The following is a 19,995-nucleotide window of genomic DNA, read 5'->3' as shown; positions in this document are numbered from 1 at the left end:
GATGAAGTTCTTAGGTGCCCCAGCAGCGACAGCTGCATCGTAAACGATCTTAGCAGCGTGCGCTGATGACTTTTGAGCTTGTGGGTGGAAGGCAAAGACAATCGTGTTACGCGTCTTTGCGGCCAACATTGACTTGAAGATTGTCGTTGACGTTGGGTTGGTCGTTGGGACGATACCAGCCAAGATACCAAGTGGTGCTGCCAATTCAACCTTACCAGTTACGCGGTCTTCTGAGATCACACCAACCGTCTTGTCATTCTTGATGGCGTTGTAAACAGATTCCGAGGCGAAGCGGTTCTTCGTGTCCTTGTCTTCGACAACACCACGACCAGTTTCATCGTGCGCTTCGTGGGCCAACAACAATGAGTTTTCTGAACCAGCCAAAGCCATTGCGGCCACGATCTTATCAACTTGTGCTTGTGTGTACGTTGAGAATTCCTTCAAAGCAATTTCAGACTTGTCGACCAACTCTGACGTCATCTTCTTAGCAGCTTCGAAACGCGCTGCCTTTTCTTCTGCCGTTAAAACTTTCTTCTTAGGTGCATCAGCCATGATTTTTACCTCTAAATAATCTTTCAAATTTTTGTTTGCTCATTTATTAACATAATTAGTATATCATTTCACAAAGAGTTGTCAACACCATTTGCCAAAATTCATTATCCTTACCAAACATGCGTTAATACCAACCTTTCGAACTGATTTTTTTCTACACGTGAATAATATCACATAAGGCAAATTAAGTGCAACCCTTTTATGTAAATTCGTGAAAAAATGCGCATATAGCCTTGTTTTTGAATGCGTTTTCATATTTTTAAGTAAGCTGATTGCGGTTTTGTGAATTAATAAACATTACGTCATTATCAACCACCCCACATCCTAACAGGTCAACTGGTATAAATTTTGAAGAACATACAAAAAACGGTCAGGACATTGTTGTCCCAACCGCTTAAAAGTTACTCTATTTGAATCTAGCTAAACCAAACGCCAATTTCATGTTCTGCATTGGCCACACTATCTGAACTATGCACAATATTACGAACTGCACCATCTTCCCAATCGCGACCATAGTCACCGCGAATCGTTCCTGGCGCTGCTTCACTTGGATTCGTCACACCAGCCATGACTCGGAAATTCTTAACAATATTAGTCCCCGTAACAATCATTGCCACCAATGGGCCACTCGTCATATAATCAACAATTTCCGGAAAATATGGTGCGTCCACCTTATCCGCATAGTGCTCACGCAATTGCGCTTCAGTGGCTGTCACCATTCGCATATCTGTGATTCGGTAGCCCTTTCGCTCCAACCGAGAAAACACTTCCCCCATCAAACCACGTGCCACGCCGTCCGGCTTGATCAATACTAATGTACGCTCTTCAGACATAATTTAGTTCCCCTCATCGTGTTATGTCGTCATTGTAACGCGCTTAACATCCCATTGCAAGCGGTTTCAATTATAAGATTGGTGCCAACAAACGTGAGAACATTTGCTTGAAACGTAACCAAAGCGATTGTTCACTGAAGTATTGCCGGGTCAATTTCGTTGCGTGTTTCAGATCTTCAGCGAAGATATCATTCATCTGTCGAGCCACATCACGACTATACATAAAAGCATTCACTTCAAAATTCAACGCGAAAGATCGGATATCCATATTCGCACTACCAACTGAAACCACCTTATCATCAATCACCAGGGTCTTTGCATGTAAGAAGCCGTTATCATATGTATAAACTTCGGCCCCTGCCTTCACCATCTGGTGCGCATAATATTGCGTTGCCCGATAAACAAACGCGTGGTCTGGCATCCCCGGAATCATGATTCGTACCTTAACACCAGACCGGGCCGCAACCGACAGGACATCCATAATCGCCTGGTTTGGAATAAAGTACGGCGACTGAATGGTAATGCTTTCTTGTGCAATCGCCAGCATGTGGAGGTAGCCTTGATAAATTTGCTTGGCATCTGATTCAGGTCCCGACGAGACAATTTGCATTGCAACGCCACCTGCTACTGTGGTATCTGGAAAGTAATCCTCTGAAAATTGTAACTTTTCAGTCACCGTTGTCGCGTTCCAATCCATAAAGAAACGGCTCTGCATAGCCAAGACTGCATCCCCTTCAACACGCAAATGGGTATCACGCCAATGCCCAAATTTTGGCTTGCGTCCCAAGTATTGGTCCCCAACATTAAATCCACCGATGTAGCCAATATTACCATCAATGATAACCAGCTTACGGTGATCATGGTTGTTCACTCGCAATGAAAACATTTGCCAACGCGCCATCAAAAAGGCCTCAACTTGGCCACCCGCATCGCGTAACCGTTGGTACATCTTGTTATGCCGGCCACCAGATCCCCATGCGTCAAAGATAACTCGCACACGAACCCCTTCTTGCGCCTTTTTAGTCAGCAAATCAACTAGTTCATTACCAATTTGGTCATCATAAATTGTGTAATATTCAATGTTAATGTGATGCGTCGCGTTTTCAATATCCGCAAATAAACGCGCAAATTTTTCATGCCCATCAGTAAAAATTTCGACATCATTTTCATTTGTAAAAATGGCTTGTTCGTTATTTAAAAATAGCCGGACAAAAGTTTGCTCTTCACGGTACTCGTTATCCTCAAGCCGCTTCATTTCCTGTTTCTGCTTTTTCGCTATCCGGTCAATCCCCATGACTCGTTGCGTCCGAATATCAAAAATGCGTTTGTCTGATAACTTCCGCCCAAAGAAGAAATAAAACGCAAATCCAAACACCGGAAATAGTAGCAAAACCAGCATCCAAGCCCATACTGTGGTGATATCCCGTGTTTTATCGCGGAACACCGTTACAATCGCTCCCAGCGTATTTAACACTAGTAAGATAACGACCGCAATATTTAACCAATGCTCAATTACCATGCCCACACTCCTGTCTTGAATTTAAGTAATCCTATTGTATCAAATGTCGCCTCGTCAGTTTGCCCAATAACCGTCCACTTAGGAAATAATTACGTTACAAAAAAACGCCCTGCAATCACAAGTTTCTTGGATCGTGAAGAGCGCTTGTCTGTTTTATTTCTGAATAAATTCCCAAAAGAGTTTTGCCGCTTCTGTATGGCGAACATTCGCCTTACGAATAAATGACATTTCGCTTGCATCACTAATGTCAATATGCCGCTTAACGATTGTGCCATTAGGTGGCAAATCAATACTCTTTTCCATCATGATCGAGACGCCCATACCGCTGGCTACCATATTCATAATAATATCAATACGTTGTCCTTCATAAGCAACATGCGGTACAAAACCAGCTTTTTTAGCCAAGCTCATCACATGGTCATAAATTAACGTTTCTCGTCCCAGTAGCAAAAAGTCTTCATTCTGCAAATCAGTTAGATTAACAACCTCATTTTGAGCGAGTGGATGATCCGCAGGCAAAATGCACACAAACGAATCCTCCTCGGTGACAACGGTTTCGTAATCATCGCCAAAATCACCAAAGTCACGACCGAATACGATATCACTCTGCCCATTACCCAGCGACATAATGACGTGGTCCCCGTGAACTTCAGACAAATGAAGCTCCACTTCGGGATGGGCTTTATGAAATGCTGTTATCATTTCAAAACCACGGTAATTTGATACCGACGGAATGGCGTGAATATTTAGGACAAAATCAGCCGCATCAGCGTGCTGCAGTAGTGTCTGTCGCATTGCCTCGTACTCAGACATAATCTTATTGGCATAGATGACTGCGATATCTCCGGCTTCCGTCAACTTAATCATGCGATGACTGCGCTCAAATAACTTAACATCCAATTCTTTCTCTAAAGACAAAATCTGTTTTGAAATGTTTCCTTGTGTCGTAAACAATCGTTCTGCTGTTTCCGTGTAGCTTAATGTTTTCGCTAAATCCAGAAACACTTCAAATTTACGGATATCCATAATAGATCCTCTTAATTATTACTCTTTGGAATAATATACCACATTTTAAGCTATTCGGCGACTGCCCCCACACAAAAAAGAGGTTTAAACGTCACATGTACGTTTAAACCTCTAAATAACTATCTTAGTGACTAAAAATTAGTCCTTTTCTGAAATAGCTGCGATACCTGGCAAAGTCTTACCTTCCAAGTACTCCAATGAAGCACCACCACCAGTAGAGATGTGGCTCAATTGGTCAGCAACACCAAGTTGTTGAACAGCGGCAGTTGAATCACCACCACCAACGATAGTCGTTGCACCGTTCTCCTTAGTAACCTTAACCAATTCTTCACCGATAGCCAAAGTTCCCTTGGCAAAGTTAGGCATTTCGAACACACCCATAGGTCCGTTCCAAACAACCGTCTTAGCATCTGCCAAAACTGACTTGAACAATTCAATTGACTTAGGACCAGCATCAAGACCCATGTAGCCATCCTTGATACCATCTTCAGCAATGTAAGTGTCAGCGTCGTTAGCAAACTTGTCAGCAGCAACGGCGTCAACTGGCAAGACCAACTTGTCGCCAGCTTCTTCGATCAATTGCTTAGCCAACGCAACCTTGTCCTCTTCGAACAATGAGTTACCAATAGCCTTACCGTTAGCAGCATCGAACGTAAAGGCCATTCCACCACCAACGATAACCTTGTCAGCCTTCTTCAACAAGTTTTCGATAATCGTAATCTTGTCTGAAACCTTAGCACCACCGATGATAGCAACGAATGGACGCTCTGGGTTTTCAACGGCACCACCCAAGAACTTGATTTCCTTTTCCATCAAGAAGCCAGCAGCAGTTTGCGCAATGTTAGCTGCGATACCTGCGTTTGAAGCGTGGGCACGGTGTGCAGTACCAAACGCATCGTTAACAAAGACATCACCCAATGAAGCCCAGTACTTACCAAGCTCAGGATCGTTCTTTGACTCACGCTTAACTTCTTCACCGTTAACAACGTCTTCGAAACGTGTGTTCTCAAAGATCAAAACTTGACCATCTTCCAATGCAGCAACGGCATCTTCCAATTCCTTACCTTCAGTAGCAGGAACGAAAGTTACAGGTTGACCCAACAAGTCAGCCAAACGTTGTGCAACAGGCTTCATTGACAAGCCCTTCTTGTCATCTTCACTCTTGATACGACCCAAGTGTGAGAACAAGATTGCACGTCCACCTTGCTCCAAAACGTACTTAATAGTTGGCAATGCAGCTACGATACGGTTGTCGTTTGAGACAACAACTTCACCGTTCTCTTCCTTCAAAGGAACGTTAAAGTCTACACGCATCAAAACCTTCTTACCCTTCAACTCCAAGTCTTCAACAGTCAACTTAGCCATGGGAAAAGTCCTTCTTTCTGTGTATATAATTAAATTACTTCAATAAGTCTATTATAACAAAAAACAGGTGGTTTAGTATGCCTAAACCACCTGTTTTTACTCTATCTGCTAGAAATTAGCAATTAGAGAGTTGCCAAGTGCAACAAAGTACGGATCATGTTTGAAGTGAAACCGTACTCGTTGTCGTACCAAGCAGCAGTTTGAACCAATTGCTTATCACCAACAGTGATAACCTTAGTCAAAGTTGGGTCAAACACAGCACCGTGTGTGTCGCCAATGATGTCTGATGACACGATCTCGTCTTCGTTAACACCGAATGAGTCGTTCGTGTACTTCTTAACAGCTTCGTTAACTTCTTCAGCCGTAACAGTCTTTGACAAAACAGTCGTCAACTCAGTAACAGAACCGTCAACAACAGCAACACGTTGTGCGTGACCGTCCAACTTACCAGCAACAGAAGGAACAACCAAACCGATAGCCTTAGCGGCACCAGTTGAGTGAGGAATCGTGTTTGCTGAAGCAGTACGGTTTGAACGGAACTTTGATCCCTTAGGACCGTCCAAGATCATTTGCGTTGAAGTGAAGGCGTGAACCGTCGTCATCAAACCGATCTCGATACCAAATTCCTTGTCCAAGGCGTTTGCCAATGGAGCCAATGATTGCGTCGTGCATGAACCAGCAGATACGATGTGATCGTCTGCAGTCAACGTGTCTTGGTTAACACCGTAGACAACCGTTGGGATGTTTCCAGCTGGAGCTGAAATCAAAACCTTCTTAGCACCTGCATCCAAGTGAGCTTGTGACTTTTCTGCTGAAGTGTAGAATCCAGTAGACTCCAAAACGATTTCAACACCATCGTTTGCAACCCACTTCAAGTCAGCCGCGTTACGCTCAGCGTAAACACGGATCTTCTTACCATCAACGATGATACCGTCTTCGTCAGCTGAAACATCAACTGGCAAAGTACCGTGCGTTGAGTCATACTTCAACAAGTATGCCAACATAGCAGGGTTAGTCAAATCGTTAATTGCAACAACTTCGATGTCGTCCGCAGTATCCTTCAACTCAAGGATGCGACGGAAGGCCAAACGACCAATACGGCCGAAACCGTTGATACCAATCTTAACAGTCATTATTAAGATTCCTCCCAGAAATTCTTTGTAAACGTTTTTACGTTGTTTATTATACGACTTTGCATAAAGTTTCGCAAACAATTGTAACAACGCGCTTTCAACACCGCAACAAACGTTGCCGTTCATTACGAACCGACCCAAATAACCACCTGATGTCACCATCAAATATCTTATTTAATCGATACATCTATTATACGCCTTAAACCTAAAAAAAGCTCAACTTTACATTGTCTCAAATACAAAACGACTAAACCTCGGTTTAGTCGTTTTTGTCTTATTTGACTTTACTTAGTAACCGTCGCTTTGTCCGCCGAAATACGGTTGACATGACACTTGTGTGCAACTCAATTAACGTCAGTACAACTAACACCGTCACTGTGCCAATAACTGCAAACCACGTTCCCGTCATATCAATCAATGATCGTTCTTCATTCGCTGATAAAGAAATTGAAGAAGCTTTCACAACCTCCTCTTCGGTCAAAGCATCATTAATTAATTGATAGTCTGCCATATGAATCAAATCTTGCAACGTAAATGGATCATTTAAGGCCTGAAAATCATGCAAATTTGTTTGTAGGATATCTTCCTCACTCTTTAACTTATCAGCCCAACCATCCTTATCATCATTAAAAATAGTCAGTAACCGCACCTCATGAATCAAAAAAATGTAGTCAGCGACATACTGGTACGCCGACTGTTCGGCAGACAGTAGTCCGTTCTCAGTTTGTGTGAGGTGATCACTCAATTGATGATCCGCTTTCTTTAAGCAGTCAACCACATCGGTCTCAGCCTTGAAGCGATCACGCATCAAATCAATTTCTTCAAGGGCATCGACATACGCCGCAATAATTGTATTTTTATCTGATGCCTTGCTATTTTGTGCAATTGGTAATGTTGCTGCGTCATCCCCATAACCAGTTACCGTACCGAATGCCATTGTCAGCGAGAAACTCGCCACAATCAATAAAACCAATCGTTTCATCATGGTCTCAACCTTCCCTTTTCTCTTCTTTGATAGAATAACAAGGGAATGCTGGTTATTTTGGGACAATTTGTGATGAAACACTCCTAAATTGTGAACAAAAAAAGCAATCAGTCTCACTGAACTGATTGCCTATATTGATACCTTATTTTTGTAAAACTAGTCGGTGCGCTTCCTGCTGATCAGCACCACCAAGACGGGCAAATCCATAACGTACAATCCGACCCAAGCCACGGAAGATAGCTGCCCAACGGCGTGACATCAAGTATTCTACCAGTGACGCCACTGACATCATCCCAATCCAAATGATTACTAAAATTGCAAATACAACAGCTCCTGCAAATACATTAATGGTCATATCCATCCTCCCACTCGGTTAACTTAAACCTAACCCTATTAGTTAATAAAAGTCCTAATCAACATAATCCCTGTTAACTAGGACACTATTTATTATAGGTTAGGTAAAAGTTAATTGCAAGTGTTTTGTTAGGTTTTTCCTAACGATAACTAATGCGGTCCATGGGATGCGCTGCATTGAAAGCATTAATCAATTCAAGCATATCCCGGCGAGTAGCACCCTTTTGGACATACTTCACTGCTTTTTGCTTATCTTTTGCAACTCCTGACACCATTGATTGAAAATGCATGCCATTGCGCTGGTTTGATGGTAATGCCATTGTTCTACTACCTTCTTTTCTTAAAAAAATAATCTGTCGTCGTGTCTACCCTGGAATCAAGCCACGACGCCGATAGTACGCAACCGTTTCCTCAGCAAAATCAGCTGGGTAACCCAAATGCTCAGTCAGCATCCACGCAGCAAACGGTTCGTCTTCGTGATAGTGGGCTACCCGCACTAAATCTTCCGGTGATGTCATGTAGGCAATCACCTCTTCACGGGCGCTCACCTCATTATTATGTGCACGCACAGCGTCATAGTCCAAATGATCACCAAGATCTGAAATTGCATGATGATATTCCTCAACTAAGGTCCGCGCCTTATCAAACGTTGCCAAGGTTTTATCAATGAAAATGTAAGCCTTATTTCCCTTCAGATACGCCACCCCATCAAGACCGGAATTTTCTTTCAATGGCATTGTATCTAAGACAACCGCTTCTAGACCATGGGCCACCAAATCTTGCTCAACGCGCATCAACAACTCATCGTAATCGTTACTTCGCATTCCGATCCTCGTAGTCTGCAATTAATCCTTCGATATAAGCTTTCGCCCGATCAATCACACGATGACGATCTTCATCAGGCAAGCCCGAAATATCCAACCCCCAGTGTGCTGCCATCAAGACCGGCTCGTCAGTGGCTACCGCTGTCGACACCTTGTCTGGATCCTCAACTAAGTCTGATTTTGATACCCCGAAGTAATCAGCCATTGCTTCAATTTTATCGATGCGGGGATACGTCTTACCGTTCGACCAATCAGAAATTGTCGCCGTTGATACACCAACGATTTCAGCCAATCGTGCCGCTGTAATTTCTCGTTGCTTTATGAGACGCTTAATGTTGCGCCCCATTATTGCCTTACCTTCTGATGATGCCATCTTGTTCACCTTTTTCTATGTATTATCATTCGTTATGTTTAAATTTTAAAAAATGCCTGTGACCACGTCGCACAAGTATTCTGTTATATATTTATAATAAAGGTAAACTTAACACATTGCAAGGTTTAACCTAACGGATTTGTGGCAAAAATGCTATCTTGCTTACGATAGACGTGATTGTGCTACAAAGCAAAAAATAAAAGCCCTGAAATGCCTTTAAATCAAGACTTTCAGAGCTTTATTTTCGTTATATCAATGAATCTGGGGGGAATCGAACCCTCATCTCCGGAACCGGAATCCGACGTGATATCCATTACACTACAGATCCAACAATATAACTAGTATAGCGACTTTTTGTGCCTTGCGCAAGTTACTTTGCAAGCTTTCCATAGCCAGTCGCATAATTAATGACAACCCCCGGCTCAACGTTTGGTACAAACACGTTGTATTCCAAAGAACCATCTGAAGACTTGGCCTCCATGTGCGAACCTGATGGTACCAGGTTGTTTCCTTCATAGACTGGTGTCACCCGGTAACGCACTGTCTTACGATTATCCAACGCCTTTCGTACCAGCGTCTCATAGTAGTTCTGACCTGTATTCTCATCATTACCATTTGACGACTGGTTAGCCCAGGCAGTTTGGGCAGTAATGTTCTGTGGGTTAGCTTCTGAAGCATCAAAGCCCTTCACGCTACCAGCTAAAGCGTACCCAATTGAGTGACCACGATTGTACAACACGTGGAAATTACCACCAATTGTCAACTGGTGCCACCCTACCGGATTAATTTGCCGCGAGTTACCCGTTTCATCACGAGAACGATAAATACGGCTTGACTTGTTTAACAGCGCGTTAGCCACACCTGCACGACCAAGTGAATCCTGCTTAGCCAACTGTACATACGGTGCCGAAGAAACTTTCGCATCGAGCGATGTCTTATTATCGTTCAAAACAAAGGCACCCGACCCGTTAAATCGAATACTATTGGTTGCAAGTTGCTTTTTGACTGCATCAGTTAAAACTGACGAGGCCAAAGATTCTGCTGGATGTTGATCTTCCGGTGAACCGTAATCAACCGACTGATTCACTTTCACACTTGAATTTGCATAATTCGTCTTGCCTTGCTGTGAACCGTGATTGTCCTTTAAAACCGTTTGTTGCAACGCAAAAATTCCCAACGCAACAACAACACCTGCGACTGAGGCTTTTCGTTTACGTCCCATATCGACATTCTCCCTACTTAATTGCTAACAAATAGTATAACATGACGCCACATGAACCGCAGAAATTAGCGTTTCCTGGGCGCAACAGCCTTCTATGAAATGGCACATTTTCCTACTCGTTTTTCACGACTATTCTGGTATGATTAATGTATTAAATACATCACACGAGGATAATACTATGACTAACAAGTACTTAGTTGCCAAGAATGATTTGCAACACGCCACTGACTGGCAACCCGAGACGGCCCACTCAGACGTTCGCACCGAAGTCGAAGATTCAATTGCCAAGCGCTTGACTGAAATCATGACGACAGTCGCTGATTTTGGTTACGAGTCTGCCACTGTTAATTTGCACGACTTACAAGACTACGTACGTGAAGATGTCATTGGTCACTACCAATTCTTATTCCGCAAGAACCCACAATTGCGTGACCAACTCGTTCTAACAAACGAAATGCCACTTTCAGTATTTAACACAATGGCACAAGCCGCTGTTGCCTCAATTTTGGAAGATTCTGACTACGACTATTCATTCCACACAGATGGTGAAGTTCAAATCTTCTGGCACTAATCGTTCAACACTAATACGGAGGCTTGGACAGAAGTCTCTGTCTCAGCCTCAAAAAAAGCCGCCAATCTCCCGATCTAAAATCGGAGGATTGGCGGCTTTTAAACGTGTTCCGAAAGGATGAATCCTTAATATAACGCTATTTGATCCACTCATACCTTTACGCCACGCGCCAAGGCATAAGCGGGTTAAACAACATTATCATCGGGTTCAAAGCGTCTTTCGTCTCACTCTCTTTTTTAAATCATTTGATTGTTGTACATCGAGATGCTGATTCCTTCAGCCGACAATTGCATTTTCGCAATCGAACCATTTGCTGGACGTTCATGAACCTGAATCTTGCCTTGTCCATACCGGTCAGCCAAGGAAATCAACGTATTCCCATGACTTATCAGCAAAACATCATCCCCATCCTGCAAAGCTGGATTATCTAAAATCAGCTTGAATCCCGCTTCGACTCGTTGCCAATATTCAGTCGCATCTTCTGCGTCATGCCATGGATCAGCCGCTTTCAACAAATCTTTTGTTTTATCAACACCATAAGCATCAACAATTGCGGCATAAGTGCTTAAGCCAACGGTCGCACCAGCATTTGTCCAGGCGACATCCATATTACTGCCTTCATAGCTACCATAAAACTCTTCACGAAAATTCCAAGCCGTTTGCAAACTAATATCTGTCGCCGTTTGATTGGCTGCCAAAATAATGTTTGCTGTATCCATTGCTCGGGTTGTATCTGAACTATAGGCTGCTTTAAATGGTACGTCAGCTAGTCGTTCACCGGCTTGGTGTGCATCTGCAATTCCTTCATCAGTTAGAGGCGAATTACCCCAACCTTGTAATTTATTATAGCGGTTAAAGTATGTCTTACCATGCCGAACCACTGTTAAATTTAATGTTTTCATCCGACGCCTCCTGACACCATTGTAGCGCGCTTATTTGTTGCGTTCCAGCACACCTTTACGGCGACGGATTTGATCCGCCTTAAGCTGTTCGCGGAAAATCGTTAGCGCTTGCTTAGCTTTGCCCCCGACAAATTCAAAAGTTTGACCTTGTGTCGTCTTGATAAAAAAACCACGGAAGTAAAACTTTAAGAAGATTTCCATGCTAATCGTTTCAATGTTCGTCCACGGAATTTGAATGTATCCGCCACCTGCATTGGCCCGAAATTCAATCCCTTGATCACCATAGAAAATACGTCCCTGCTTGATGTTTACCGGTGACATCATTGCATTCGCATTTCCTTCCAAAAATAACTTTGTATTCAACGCTTGTACCATAATTCTTTCCCCATTCAATTAATATGTATCTGGCTAGCATGAGCTAACCAGTTAAAAATAAAAATGGCAAGTAACGTCTAACCGCCACTCACCATTTTACCAAACATTATGTCATTCGGTATTAACCCATGATACCTAGCCAGTAAGCCAAGATACCAACGGCGAACAAACCGAAGATAATTGTAATAGCTGATACGCGCTTACGTAGCAACCACAATACCAAGAACAACAAAAGCAATGGTGCCAAACCAGGAATCAATTGGTTCAACGTGTCTTGCAACGTTGTAATCTTGTAGGCGCCCAACGTTTGACCACCCTTAATTTGGTTCACGATTTCAATCAACTTTGATACTGATACGTGTCCGCCATTGATTTGTGAAGCCAAGCTACTCATGTCAACGCCGGCTCCTTCTTGAACCTTAACCTTTGACACAACCAATGGGAAGTTCATCGTCGTCCAACGAGGAACCAGCACACCCATGATAAACATACCAAGGATAGATGCACCCATCGTAATCTTTTGCATGGCCCCACCGGCCAAGTTTTGTGTGATATTCGTACCTTGCTTGTAACCAAGATCCTGTGTATACCACAAGAATCCCATACGCAAGATGTTCCAAACTACGAAGAAGATAATTGGTCCTAGGATTGAACCACCTTGGGCCATTCCGGCCGCAAAGGCTCCCAAAACTGGTCGAACAGTTCCCCACCAGATTGGGTCACCAACACCGGCCAAAGGTCCCATCATACCAACCTTAACACCTTGAATTGTTTCATCGTCGATGTCAGCACCGTTAGCACGTTGCTCTTCCAAAGCCAACTCAACACCCAAGATTGGTGATGCCACGTATGGGTGTGTGTTGAAGAATTCCAAGTGGCGCTTCAAAGCAGCGGCACGATCTTCTTTTGATGAGTACAACTTCTTGATTGCTGGAATCATGGCGAATGCCCAACCAACGTTTTGCATACGCTCATAGTTCCATGAACCTTGCAAGAAGAATGAACGCCACCAAGTTGCACGAAGTTCTTTTTGAGTCAAGTGAACTTCATTCTTTACTACTTCATCCATGATGTTATTCCCCCTGCTCCTAGTAGTTGTTCAAAATGGCATCGACTGGGTCGCCACCACTTCCACCAGCTGAACCACCACCGTTTGATCCGCCGCCGTTACCACCGTTAAACTTTGGTGACAATTGTAGGTAAATCAAGGCAAGTACCAAACCAATGATACCCATAGCGATCAAGTTCAACTCTGTAACGGCTGAAAGGGCGAATCCCAAGAAGAAGAATGGCCACAATTCAGCAGTTGCCATCATGTTAATAACCATGGCATAACCAACAACCACGATAAATCCTCCGGCAACAGCCAATCCCTTAGTAATCACTTCAGGAATAGCATTCAAAGCGGCGTTAACAGGGCCAGCACCAACGGCCATAACAATTACCGTTGGGATAGCGATACGCAATCCTTGGAAGACCAAAGCCAACCAGTGAACACGTTCAACTCCTGCAACATTACCCTTTTCGGCTTCACGGTCAGCGATGTGTGCCAAGGCAACCGTAATTGTACGAACACCAATCGTCAAGATTTGTCCAGCAACGGCCAAAGGAATTGCAATAGCCATACCAGTCTTAACATCAACTTGTGCTGGTCCAGTTACCAAGTAAGCTGAAACAACTGATGCCAAAGCGGCATCGGGTGCGATAGCGGCTCCGATGTTCATCCATCCCAAAGCCAACATTTGCAACGTTCCACCAAGGATTACACCTTCCATAAGGTGGCCAGTTGCCAATCCAATCAACGTTGCTGCGACCAATGGTTGGTGGAATTGGAACTCATCCAAAATACCTTCAACACCGGCCAAGAATGCGATTAGAATTACGAAAAACGCTGAAATCATGCGTTCATCCTCCCAAATAATTTCTTAGCAATAAAGTAACATGAAATATAATTATGACTTCTTCAACAAGTCGAAGATGTCCTTACTTTGGTCACTTGGCACCTTTCGAACATCGAAAGAAATGCCTTGATCACGCAAGTATTCAAGTGTCTTCACGTCCGCATCATCAACCGCAACTGCGTTTGTGACCATGCGCTTTCCCTCTGAGTGAGACATTGAACCGATGTTAACCTTGTCCAACTTAACGCCACCTTCCACTGCTTTCGCAACATCTTGTGGTGTTTCAAACAAAAGGATGGCCTTTACTGCCGCAAAACGTGGGTCATCCCACACGTCAATCAACTTTTGAATTGGGACAACACTAACTTTGACACCAACTGGTGCTGCTTGCACCAACAATGTCTTACGCAATTCATCCTTTGCCACACCGTCTGATACGACAATAATGCGGTTTGGTTGAACTGACTTTGTCCACGCCGTTGCCACTTGACCGTGCAACAAACGTGAATCGATACGGGCTAAGCGAACATCAATTGTGCGCTCACCACTGTGCTTAACCTCGTTAATATCACCAACTGGTGCTGCGACCGGCGCATCTTCAGCTGCTACTTGCGTATCAGCTGCCACCGTTTCCGCTGCTTCAGGCAATGACTTAACACCGTCGCGGGCAACTGGAATCAAATAATGTGCGATTTCAGCTGCAGTTTCCATTGTGAATCGAGCCCCATAAGCTTCAATCAACATTGGCAAGTTCAAACCTGTAATAATGGCCATTTGATCTTCATGCAACGCTTGAATACGTGATGCTGCGTTGAATGGTGATCCACCCCACAAATCAACCAAGAACAACACTTGACTGTTTGGTTCAAATGTTGCTAATGCATCCTCAAACTTCTTCATCAAGTCTTCTGGACCTTCGTTGGGCATAAACGTAACCACTTGTACGTTCTCTTGCTCACCGAAGATCATTTGACCTGACTGACGAATGCCGGCTGCAAACTCTCCGTGACTAGCAATAATGAAATTTACCATAATTGCCACGCTCCTTAATTTATTAATCCCTTAGGTACAAAACAAATTGTACAGTACATTCCGGAATATGTAAACGCTTTCAGTGAAATATGTTTGCATTTTATGATTATTCCGATAAAACTGGATGTTTTTATCCTAGCGTCAGTATTTGTGTAATCTATGAATTTTTTGCTGTATTACACTAACAATGTGATTATACCGCCATTTTAACCAACATTACGTCGGCGTTTAAATGTTCATATTCCCTTGGATGTTATAATATTATGACTTCTTTAAGGGGGATTAACCTATCATGACGGCGTTAAAACGTTACTGGAAAAATATATATCTTCTATATAGCATACTATTTTTATTGGTCGCTGCTGCTGTTTTCGTGCCCTATTTTGTAACAGGCACCTCATTAATCTGGCAAAGTGACGGCATTGCCCAACATTTTCCCGCCTTGGTTGACTGGCGTGTCACTTTACGTCAACTGCTGTTTGACCATATTTGGCCAGCCCAGTGGCAGTGGCGGTTAGGCCTCGGCGCCGATTATTTACAAACTTTTTCTTATTACACTTTGGGTGATATTTTTACGTACGGCGTAGCTTTTGTCAGTCAAGATCACGTCTTGGCTTACTACAATTGCAGCGTTATCGTTCGGCTTTTTCTTGCTGGCCTCAGCTTTTTATTTGTTGCCCGTCAATTTATACCACGAGCTCCCCATTGGTCCTTGATCCCCGCTACATTTTCATATATCTTTTTTGGTTACACGGCATTTGCCGCATTTGAACACCCATTCTTTTTGAACCCGTTGATTATCTTTCCCCTCCTTATTTGGTCGCTCAACCGGTTATTAGTAACCCATAAAACCTTTTTGTTCACTATTATCGTGACTTGGACACTGTGGAATAACTTTTATTTTGCCTTCATGATGGCGTTAGGCGCACTGCTGTTCTGGCTTGGTTACCTATATGCAACCCGAAGCTGGTTTAATTGGACACAACATTTGCGTTTATTGGTGGCAACAGGCATTGGGACTTTAATGCCAATGGTCCTTTTGCTTCCGAGCCTCATTAGTGTCCTGGATTCAGCACGTAGCGGTAAAACACTAGCCAACGGCCTCATACTGTACCCAGCTTATTATTATTTCGGGCTCCCCGGCAACTTAATCGCTAACTTTGCGACACCAGATTTTTGGGTAACGGGTGGTTTCAGCGCCTTAGCCGTTTTTGCAGTCATCTATGTTTTGCGCCATTGGCATGAATACAAGACGTTTAACTGGGTATTCATTTTAGCCGGCGTTGGATTGCTCCTCCCTGCCTTTGCTGGCATATTAAATGGCTTTTCATCGCCATCAAATCGGTGGTTATTCATGATTTCGTTACCTGTTAACTTAATGATGATTCACTTTTTGCAGCACTTGCGTCGTTTGACACTGCGCGACTATACCTGGTTCGCCATCGTTGGTGTCATCGCCAGTTTATCGCTATTTATCATGAGTGATTTTAGTCTCAACTCGCGCTTTAGTCCGATGATTGCGCTGTACGCGATTAGCCTGCTGTTAATCTGGTCTTTGCAACATCATCCTACCCAGCCTGGCTTAAAGGCACTGCTGATCGCTGTCGTGCTGCTAAACGTCACATTTATTAAAAATCGTAATCATACCAATAATACGAATCCGGCGACCTCTGACATGCTTAGTGAGCGGAGCATTAACAAACTGCTACATGGACAGCGTGACTACTTGCCCGAAAATACCGCTAACCCCTCTTTCAGTCGGGTTTACATCGACAATCAATTAGGCAACGCAACTGGGATTGCCCCAACTACGAACTTGCCCATCCTCAGTCAGACTAATAACATTGAAAGTTACTGGTCTGTCCAAAATAAGGCGGTTAATACCATGATGCAACGCTTGCAAATCGCTGGTAGTAGCCCTAACGACATCACTAGTAATTTGGATAATCGTAACATTCTCATGAATGTTTTGGGCGTCAAAACACGCTATCAGAACAGCTCGACTATGACCCCAAATTCGTACGAACAAAATGCCAATGTGAGCGTTAATCATCAGACCGCATTCACTTCGTCAGACAGTTATCCGCTTGTATATTTACCTAAATATACTGTGGCTGCCAAAGACTACGGCCCAATGACTGCCACTGAAAAGGAGGCTACTCTCGCAGATAGCGTGGTTGTGCCAGGCATGCGAGCGGGTCAATCTTCTGCCTTTGCCAAACAAATCGTCTCTGGCGTAATCCGAACTGATCAAACCAAATCTGGGCAAACGAGTTTGCATTACCACTATAAGACGCACGCGTCCCTGTTACCTGATGGCATTTTCTTAATGGCCAACAAACAGTTACGTGGTACCGAGCTACATCTCGAAATTAGTAACCTACGTTATACCCCAGCTACGTTTGGTCAGCGCCAACAAAATGCTTTGGCAGCGTATCAGTATTTAGCAACCCAAAACGCCCGCAACATGCAGAGTAGCCCTAATATCCGCTATAATCCCAAAGCATTTACGTGGAACTGGACACAGCATCATTTGGATACAATCGGTACGGAATACGCTGGCTACAAACTAACAGCCAATTATAATGATCATGACGTCTCATTCAGTCAGACTGGCCAAACAAATTTGTCATTCTACAATCCTCAGACCGCGGTAACGTTGAATTTGGGGCAAGCAACTGATTATAAAAACGAACAATTTATCCCGTTAACTTTTAGTCGTGATGGTGACTACTCATTTGATGTGCGTATTGTTGGGATACCAACTGATAAACGCTTTAGTCGGGTTGCCCGTCAAATCCAAAGAACAGCCCCTAAATTGCGTTTTAAGCGCAATCAAGTACTCACCACAATTCGTGTGCAGTCACCTCGTATGTTAGCGACAACAATTCCATATTCAACTGGTTGGTCAGCAAATGGCCGCCACCTTGTGAAGATAAACGATGGTTTCATCGGTATACCACTGAAAGCCGGACAAAATCACCTTGTACTCACTTATCAGACACCTGGGTTAACCATAGGGCTTTGGCTGAGCTTGTTAGGGGGTGTGCTCAGTAGTATTGCCCTTGTTTTGAAACTAATCAAACGTAAATAGCGCATTGTCAATTATAAAAAAGGCGCCAGCAGAGATGATTTTTAGCATCCTGCTGGCGTCTTTTTATGCCATATTTATTTAAACTTCATTAAGCAAATTTACCTGATTCATCTGCCAAAATCAGTTCGCGTTCAATTTTATCTTTAGCACCTAATGCATCAAACCATGTTTCTGGGAATTCATCATAGGCGAAACTGGCAATCACACCAACTAACGCGGCAATTGTATCGGTATCCTCACCCAATCCCGCTGCCATCATAACGGCTTCTTGATAACTCGTCGTGTGTAATAACGTCCACAACACGGCTTTTAACGTATCTACGACGTAACCAGTACTTGGCACTTCAGTACGCGGCCAACGCTTAATAGTTGCTATCACATCCTGTGCAGATTGGCTATCGGTTACAGCTAACCAGCCCAAATCTTCAGTTTCTAAGGTTGCCGTTTCCATTGCGGTGCGATTTGAACGCCGAATGGCCATCTCTAACGCCCGTTCAATGTTTTTTACTCTTGGCATCATCCGCAAAAGATACACAAAAAAGCGAGAGGCTAATCGTGCGCGCCGGTGTCCATGTGTCAAACCCGTGAGCTGATCGATAACATCCTCTAACGTCAAGTCAGCTGTAAAATCATAAAAGGCAACTGGCCAAATCCGCATTAATGCACCGTTACCGTTGTTCATGTCATCATCCGCTTTAAAAGGGATCACTTCATGCGTTTCCTTGTACGTTAAGATAGCTTCGCGCGTGCCGATGCCAACATCAAACACATCTTGATACGGCGTGAATGCAGCATCATCCAAATAAGACACAAAGTTATCCATAACGTTAACTAATTCGTATGGTTCAAACAGTGCATTAATAGTTGCCAGTGTTAAACTCGTATCGTCGATCCAGGTACCCGCCGGTTGAAAATGGGTTTGGTAGCCAACCATCTCTGACTTAACCTCGTACGTATCACGAGCCTTAAATTCATACGGCACACCAAACGCATCACCCATTGCGAAACCATAGAGTGCTCGCCGTAACATTGTTGCTGCCATACTGCCCTCCTAGATACCTTCCAACGCAAACCAATCAGCAATCGATAGCCACTCTTGGGTTGATTTAGCTAAGATTGTATAACCAGTAATGTCATACAAGGTCTTACGATCCCCCTTAAGTGGTGACCAATAAGTATCATCAGCGCGGCGAATGACATCCCAGTACGTATAGGTCTCTTCTTGACCAGCTTCGTCCTTTACTTGAAACCCATCGGCCAAGTTAAAGCTCTTTTCACCAACTTGAGGTCCACCAACACCTAAATCAACGAGTAATTGTTGATAGGATTCATTTGTAATTGGTTCATTTGCCATGTCACAATACCTCTTTTTCAAAAGTCTAATAGCATTATTCTAACACTTGTCTGATAAAAAAAGACCCAGGAACAAATATTCCTGAGTCTTTTTACAATCGGGACGACAGGATTCGAACCTGCGACCCCCTGGTCCCAAACCAGGTGCTCTACCAAGCTGAGCTACGTCCCGATATTCTCTTATTCAAAATAAAAAGCCCGTTACCGGACGTTTCATTTTGAAATGCCGTCGGTGGGGGTCGAACCCACACTCCCTTGCGGGAACTGGATTTTGAGTCCAGCGCGTCTGCCTATTCCGCCACAACGGCATTTTATTAAACATTACGTCAGGGCGGTAGATGGGAATCGAACCCACGCATGTCGGTACCACAAACCGATGTGTTAACCACTTCACCACTACCGCCATGGCAGGGGTAGAGGGAATCGAACCCCCACCAACGGTTTTGGAGACCGTCGTTCTACCGTTAAACTATACCCCTAAAATGAGACGTAATATTTAATTATACGGTCACAACGGGATTCGAACCCGTGATCTTTCGCGTGACAGGCGAACGTCCTAACCAACTAGACCATGCGACCAA

21 protein-coding genes and 6 tRNA genes are annotated in these 19,995 nt (G+C 43.7%); 2 read left to right on the top strand and 25 right to left on the bottom strand.

Annotated elements, in window-relative coordinates; genetic code table 11:
- The 13 genes from ESE_RS11225 to ESE_RS0100075 all read right to left on the bottom strand — a co-directional run.
- Positions 1 to 552 (bottom strand): aldehyde dehydrogenase family protein (locus ESE_RS11225; protein WP_010369274.1); only part of this gene is annotated, 552 nt, incomplete at its 3' end.
- 416 nt (positions 553 to 968) lie between these two features.
- On the bottom strand, positions 969 to 1,385 hold the full coding sequence (gene ndk / locus ESE_RS0100130; RefSeq protein WP_010369270.1) for a nucleoside-diphosphate kinase: 417 nt from the start codon (positions 1,383 to 1,385) through the stop codon (positions 969 to 971).
- Positions 1,386 to 1,455: 70 nt separating this feature from the next.
- A complete protein-coding gene (gene cls / locus ESE_RS0100125; protein WP_010369269.1) occupies positions 1,456 to 2,904 on the bottom strand; it encodes a cardiolipin synthase in 1,449 nt (482 codons plus the stop codon).
- A 153-nt stretch (positions 2,905 to 3,057) separates the two neighbouring features.
- Positions 3,058 to 3,930 carry a LysR family transcriptional regulator gene (locus tag ESE_RS0100120; protein ID WP_010369265.1) on the bottom strand — a complete coding sequence of 291 codons (873 nt, stop codon included), beginning with the start codon at positions 3,928 to 3,930 and terminating at the stop codon, positions 3,058 to 3,060.
- A gap of 138 nt (positions 3,931 to 4,068) precedes the next feature.
- Entirely contained in the window at positions 4,069 to 5,295 is a 1,227-nt protein-coding gene (locus ESE_RS0100115) for a phosphoglycerate kinase (RefSeq protein WP_010369262.1), read from the bottom strand.
- Positions 5,296 to 5,417: 122 nt separating this feature from the next.
- A complete protein-coding gene (gene gap, locus ESE_RS0100110) occupies positions 5,418 to 6,428 on the bottom strand; it encodes a type I glyceraldehyde-3-phosphate dehydrogenase (protein ID WP_010369259.1) in 1,011 nt (336 codons plus the stop codon).
- A gap of 274 nt (positions 6,429 to 6,702) precedes the next feature.
- Positions 6,703 to 7,413 (bottom strand): hypothetical protein, encoded by a 711-nt coding sequence (locus ESE_RS0100105; RefSeq protein WP_010369252.1) that lies wholly within the window; start codon positions 7,411 to 7,413, stop codon positions 6,703 to 6,705.
- A 142-nt stretch (positions 7,414 to 7,555) separates the two neighbouring features.
- Positions 7,556 to 7,768 (bottom strand): hypothetical protein, encoded by a 213-nt coding sequence (locus tag ESE_RS0100100; RefSeq protein WP_010368880.1) that lies wholly within the window; start codon positions 7,766 to 7,768, stop codon positions 7,556 to 7,558.
- Positions 7,769 to 7,907: 139 nt separating this feature from the next.
- A complete protein-coding gene (locus ESE_RS0100095) occupies positions 7,908 to 8,087 on the bottom strand; it encodes a hypothetical protein (RefSeq protein ID WP_010368877.1) in 180 nt (59 codons plus the stop codon).
- Between the two features lie 45 nt (positions 8,088 to 8,132).
- Positions 8,133 to 8,591 (bottom strand): hypothetical protein, encoded by a 459-nt coding sequence (locus ESE_RS0100090; RefSeq protein WP_010368874.1) that lies wholly within the window; start codon positions 8,589 to 8,591, stop codon positions 8,133 to 8,135.
- Positions 8,581 to 8,964: a helix-turn-helix domain-containing protein gene (locus ESE_RS0100085; protein ID WP_010368871.1), complete on the bottom strand. Its 384-nt coding sequence runs from the start codon at positions 8,962 to 8,964 to the stop codon at positions 8,581 to 8,583. Before ESE_RS0100085 ends, ESE_RS0100090 begins: the two co-directional genes overlap by 11 nt.
- A 256-nt stretch (positions 8,965 to 9,220) precedes the next feature.
- Positions 9,221 to 9,292 (bottom strand) — tRNA-Arg (locus tag ESE_RS0100080).
- Positions 9,293 to 9,334: 42 nt separating this feature from the next.
- Positions 9,335 to 10,186 (bottom strand): DNA/RNA non-specific endonuclease, encoded by an 852-nt coding sequence (locus ESE_RS0100075; RefSeq protein WP_010368868.1) that lies wholly within the window; start codon positions 10,184 to 10,186, stop codon positions 9,335 to 9,337.
- A gap of 178 nt (positions 10,187 to 10,364) precedes the next feature.
- Here ESE_RS0100075 and ESE_RS0100070 point away from each other — a divergent pair, with 178 nt between their 5' ends.
- Positions 10,365 to 10,757, top strand: a complete 393-nt coding sequence (locus tag ESE_RS0100070; RefSeq protein ID WP_010368865.1) for a hypothetical protein — start codon at positions 10,365 to 10,367, stop codon at positions 10,755 to 10,757.
- 236 nt (positions 10,758 to 10,993) lie between these two features.
- On the opposite strand, the gene ESE_RS0100065 is transcribed toward ESE_RS0100070, so the two are convergent.
- The 5 genes from ESE_RS0100065 to ESE_RS0100045 form a co-directional block, all read right to left on the bottom strand.
- Positions 10,994 to 11,659 carry a histidine phosphatase family protein gene (locus tag ESE_RS0100065; RefSeq protein ID WP_010368862.1) on the bottom strand — a complete coding sequence of 222 codons (666 nt, stop codon included), beginning with the start codon at positions 11,657 to 11,659 and terminating at the stop codon, positions 10,994 to 10,996.
- A gap of 30 nt (positions 11,660 to 11,689) precedes the next feature.
- Positions 11,690 to 12,034, bottom strand: a complete 345-nt coding sequence (locus ESE_RS0100060) for a DUF956 family protein (RefSeq protein WP_010368859.1) — start codon at positions 12,032 to 12,034, stop codon at positions 11,690 to 11,692.
- Between the two features lie 121 nt (positions 12,035 to 12,155).
- The gene (locus ESE_RS0100055) at positions 12,156 to 13,103 is read right to left on the bottom strand and encodes a PTS system mannose/fructose/sorbose family transporter subunit IID (protein WP_010368857.1); all 948 of its coding nucleotides are present in this window, start codon (positions 13,101 to 13,103) and stop codon (positions 12,156 to 12,158) included.
- Positions 13,104 to 13,122: 19 nt separating this feature from the next.
- Positions 13,123 to 13,935 (bottom strand): PTS mannose/fructose/sorbose transporter subunit IIC, encoded by an 813-nt coding sequence (locus ESE_RS0100050; RefSeq protein ID WP_010368852.1) that lies wholly within the window; start codon positions 13,933 to 13,935, stop codon positions 13,123 to 13,125.
- 51 nt (positions 13,936 to 13,986) lie between these two features.
- Positions 13,987 to 14,967 carry a mannose/fructose/sorbose PTS transporter subunit IIB gene (locus ESE_RS0100045; RefSeq protein ID WP_010368850.1) on the bottom strand — a complete coding sequence of 327 codons (981 nt, stop codon included), beginning with the start codon at positions 14,965 to 14,967 and terminating at the stop codon, positions 13,987 to 13,989.
- 292 nt (positions 14,968 to 15,259) lie between these two features.
- Here ESE_RS0100045 and ESE_RS0100040 point away from each other — a divergent pair, with 292 nt between their 5' ends.
- Positions 15,260 to 18,061: a YfhO family protein gene (locus ESE_RS0100040; protein WP_010368846.1), complete on the top strand. Its 2,802-nt coding sequence runs from the start codon at positions 15,260 to 15,262 to the stop codon at positions 18,059 to 18,061.
- Between the two features lie 88 nt (positions 18,062 to 18,149).
- Here ESE_RS0100040 and ESE_RS0100035 read toward each other — a convergent pair whose 3' ends face one another.
- The 7 genes from ESE_RS0100035 to ESE_RS0100005 form a co-directional block, all read right to left on the bottom strand.
- A complete protein-coding gene (locus ESE_RS0100035; protein ID WP_010368843.1) occupies positions 18,150 to 19,103 on the bottom strand; it encodes an ADP-ribosylglycohydrolase family protein in 954 nt (317 codons plus the stop codon).
- A 9-nt stretch (positions 19,104 to 19,112) separates the two neighbouring features.
- Positions 19,113 to 19,415: a hypothetical protein gene (locus ESE_RS0100030; RefSeq protein ID WP_010368840.1), complete on the bottom strand. Its 303-nt coding sequence runs from the start codon at positions 19,413 to 19,415 to the stop codon at positions 19,113 to 19,115.
- A 97-nt stretch (positions 19,416 to 19,512) separates the two neighbouring features.
- Positions 19,513 to 19,586 (bottom strand) — tRNA-Pro (locus tag ESE_RS0100025).
- Between the two features lie 52 nt (positions 19,587 to 19,638).
- Positions 19,639 to 19,722, bottom strand: a tRNA-Leu gene (locus ESE_RS0100020).
- 22 nt (positions 19,723 to 19,744) lie between these two features.
- A tRNA-His gene (locus ESE_RS0100015) sits at positions 19,745 to 19,817 on the bottom strand.
- A gap of 2 nt (positions 19,818 to 19,819) precedes the next feature.
- Positions 19,820 to 19,893 (bottom strand) — tRNA-Trp (locus tag ESE_RS0100010).
- Positions 19,894 to 19,919: 26 nt separating this feature from the next.
- Positions 19,920 to 19,993: transfer RNA gene (locus ESE_RS0100005), tRNA-Asp, on the bottom strand.
- Positions 19,994 to 19,995 lie beyond the last annotated feature (2 nt).

The organism is Weissella cibaria KACC 11862 (genome assembly GCF_000193635.1).
In the GTDB taxonomy this organism is placed as follows: Bacteria; Bacillota; Bacilli; order Lactobacillales; family Lactobacillaceae; genus Weissella; species Weissella cibaria.
Note: the sequence above shows the minus strand (reverse complement) of the source record. Positions and strands in the feature narration are given on the sequence as shown.

What these genes read in the sequence shown, in the direction of transcription:
- ESE_RS0100120 (WP_010369265.1), bottom strand. Translation starts at nt 3,930, where the DNA reads ATGGATATCCGTAAATTTGAAGTGTTTCTGGATTTAGCGAAAACATTA.
- ESE_RS0100105 (WP_010369252.1), bottom strand. Translation starts at nt 7,413, where the DNA reads ATGATGAAACGATTGGTTTTATTGATTGTGGCGAGTTTCTCGCTGACA.
- gap (WP_010369259.1), bottom strand. Translation starts at nt 6,428, where the DNA reads ATGACTGTTAAGATTGGTATCAACGGTTTCGGCCGTATTGGTCGTTTG.
- ESE_RS0100030 (WP_010368840.1), bottom strand. Translation starts at nt 19,415, where the DNA reads ATGGCAAATGAACCAATTACAAATGAATCCTATCAACAATTACTCGTT.
- ndk (WP_010369270.1), bottom strand. Translation starts at nt 1,385, where the DNA reads ATGTCTGAAGAGCGTACATTAGTATTGATCAAGCCGGACGGCGTGGCA.
- ESE_RS0100095 (WP_010368877.1), bottom strand. Translation starts at nt 8,087, where the DNA reads ATGGCATTACCATCAAACCAGCGCAATGGCATGCATTTTCAATCAATG.
- ESE_RS0100040 (WP_010368846.1), top strand. Translation starts at nt 15,260, where the DNA reads ATGACGGCGTTAAAACGTTACTGGAAAAATATATATCTTCTATATAGC.
- ESE_RS0100075 (WP_010368868.1), bottom strand. Translation starts at nt 10,186, where the DNA reads ATGGGACGTAAACGAAAAGCCTCAGTCGCAGGTGTTGTTGTTGCGTTG.
- ESE_RS0100050 (WP_010368852.1), bottom strand. Translation starts at nt 13,935, where the DNA reads ATGATTTCAGCGTTTTTCGTAATTCTAATCGCATTCTTGGCCGGTGTT.
- ESE_RS0100100 (WP_010368880.1), bottom strand. Translation starts at nt 7,768, where the DNA reads ATGACCATTAATGTATTTGCAGGAGCTGTTGTATTTGCAATTTTAGTA.
- ESE_RS0100065 (WP_010368862.1), bottom strand. Translation starts at nt 11,659, where the DNA reads ATGAAAACATTAAATTTAACAGTGGTTCGGCATGGTAAGACATACTTT.
- ESE_RS0100055 (WP_010368857.1), bottom strand. Translation starts at nt 13,103, where the DNA reads ATGGATGAAGTAGTAAAGAATGAAGTTCACTTGACTCAAAAAGAACTT.
- ESE_RS0100060 (WP_010368859.1), bottom strand. Translation starts at nt 12,034, where the DNA reads ATGGTACAAGCGTTGAATACAAAGTTATTTTTGGAAGGAAATGCGAAT.
- cls (WP_010369269.1), bottom strand. Translation starts at nt 2,904, where the DNA reads ATGGTAATTGAGCATTGGTTAAATATTGCGGTCGTTATCTTACTAGTG.
- ESE_RS0100115 (WP_010369262.1), bottom strand. Translation starts at nt 5,295, where the DNA reads ATGGCTAAGTTGACTGTTGAAGACTTGGAGTTGAAGGGTAAGAAGGTT.
- ESE_RS0100035 (WP_010368843.1), bottom strand. Translation starts at nt 19,103, where the DNA reads ATGGCAGCAACAATGTTACGGCGAGCACTCTATGGTTTCGCAATGGGT.
- ESE_RS0100070 (WP_010368865.1), top strand. Translation starts at nt 10,365, where the DNA reads ATGACTAACAAGTACTTAGTTGCCAAGAATGATTTGCAACACGCCACT.
- ESE_RS0100090 (WP_010368874.1), bottom strand. Translation starts at nt 8,591, where the DNA reads ATGCGAAGTAACGATTACGATGAGTTGTTGATGCGCGTTGAGCAAGAT.
- ESE_RS0100085 (WP_010368871.1), bottom strand. Translation starts at nt 8,964, where the DNA reads ATGGCATCATCAGAAGGTAAGGCAATAATGGGGCGCAACATTAAGCGT.
- ESE_RS0100045 (WP_010368850.1), bottom strand. Translation starts at nt 14,967, where the DNA reads ATGGTAAATTTCATTATTGCTAGTCACGGAGAGTTTGCAGCCGGCATT.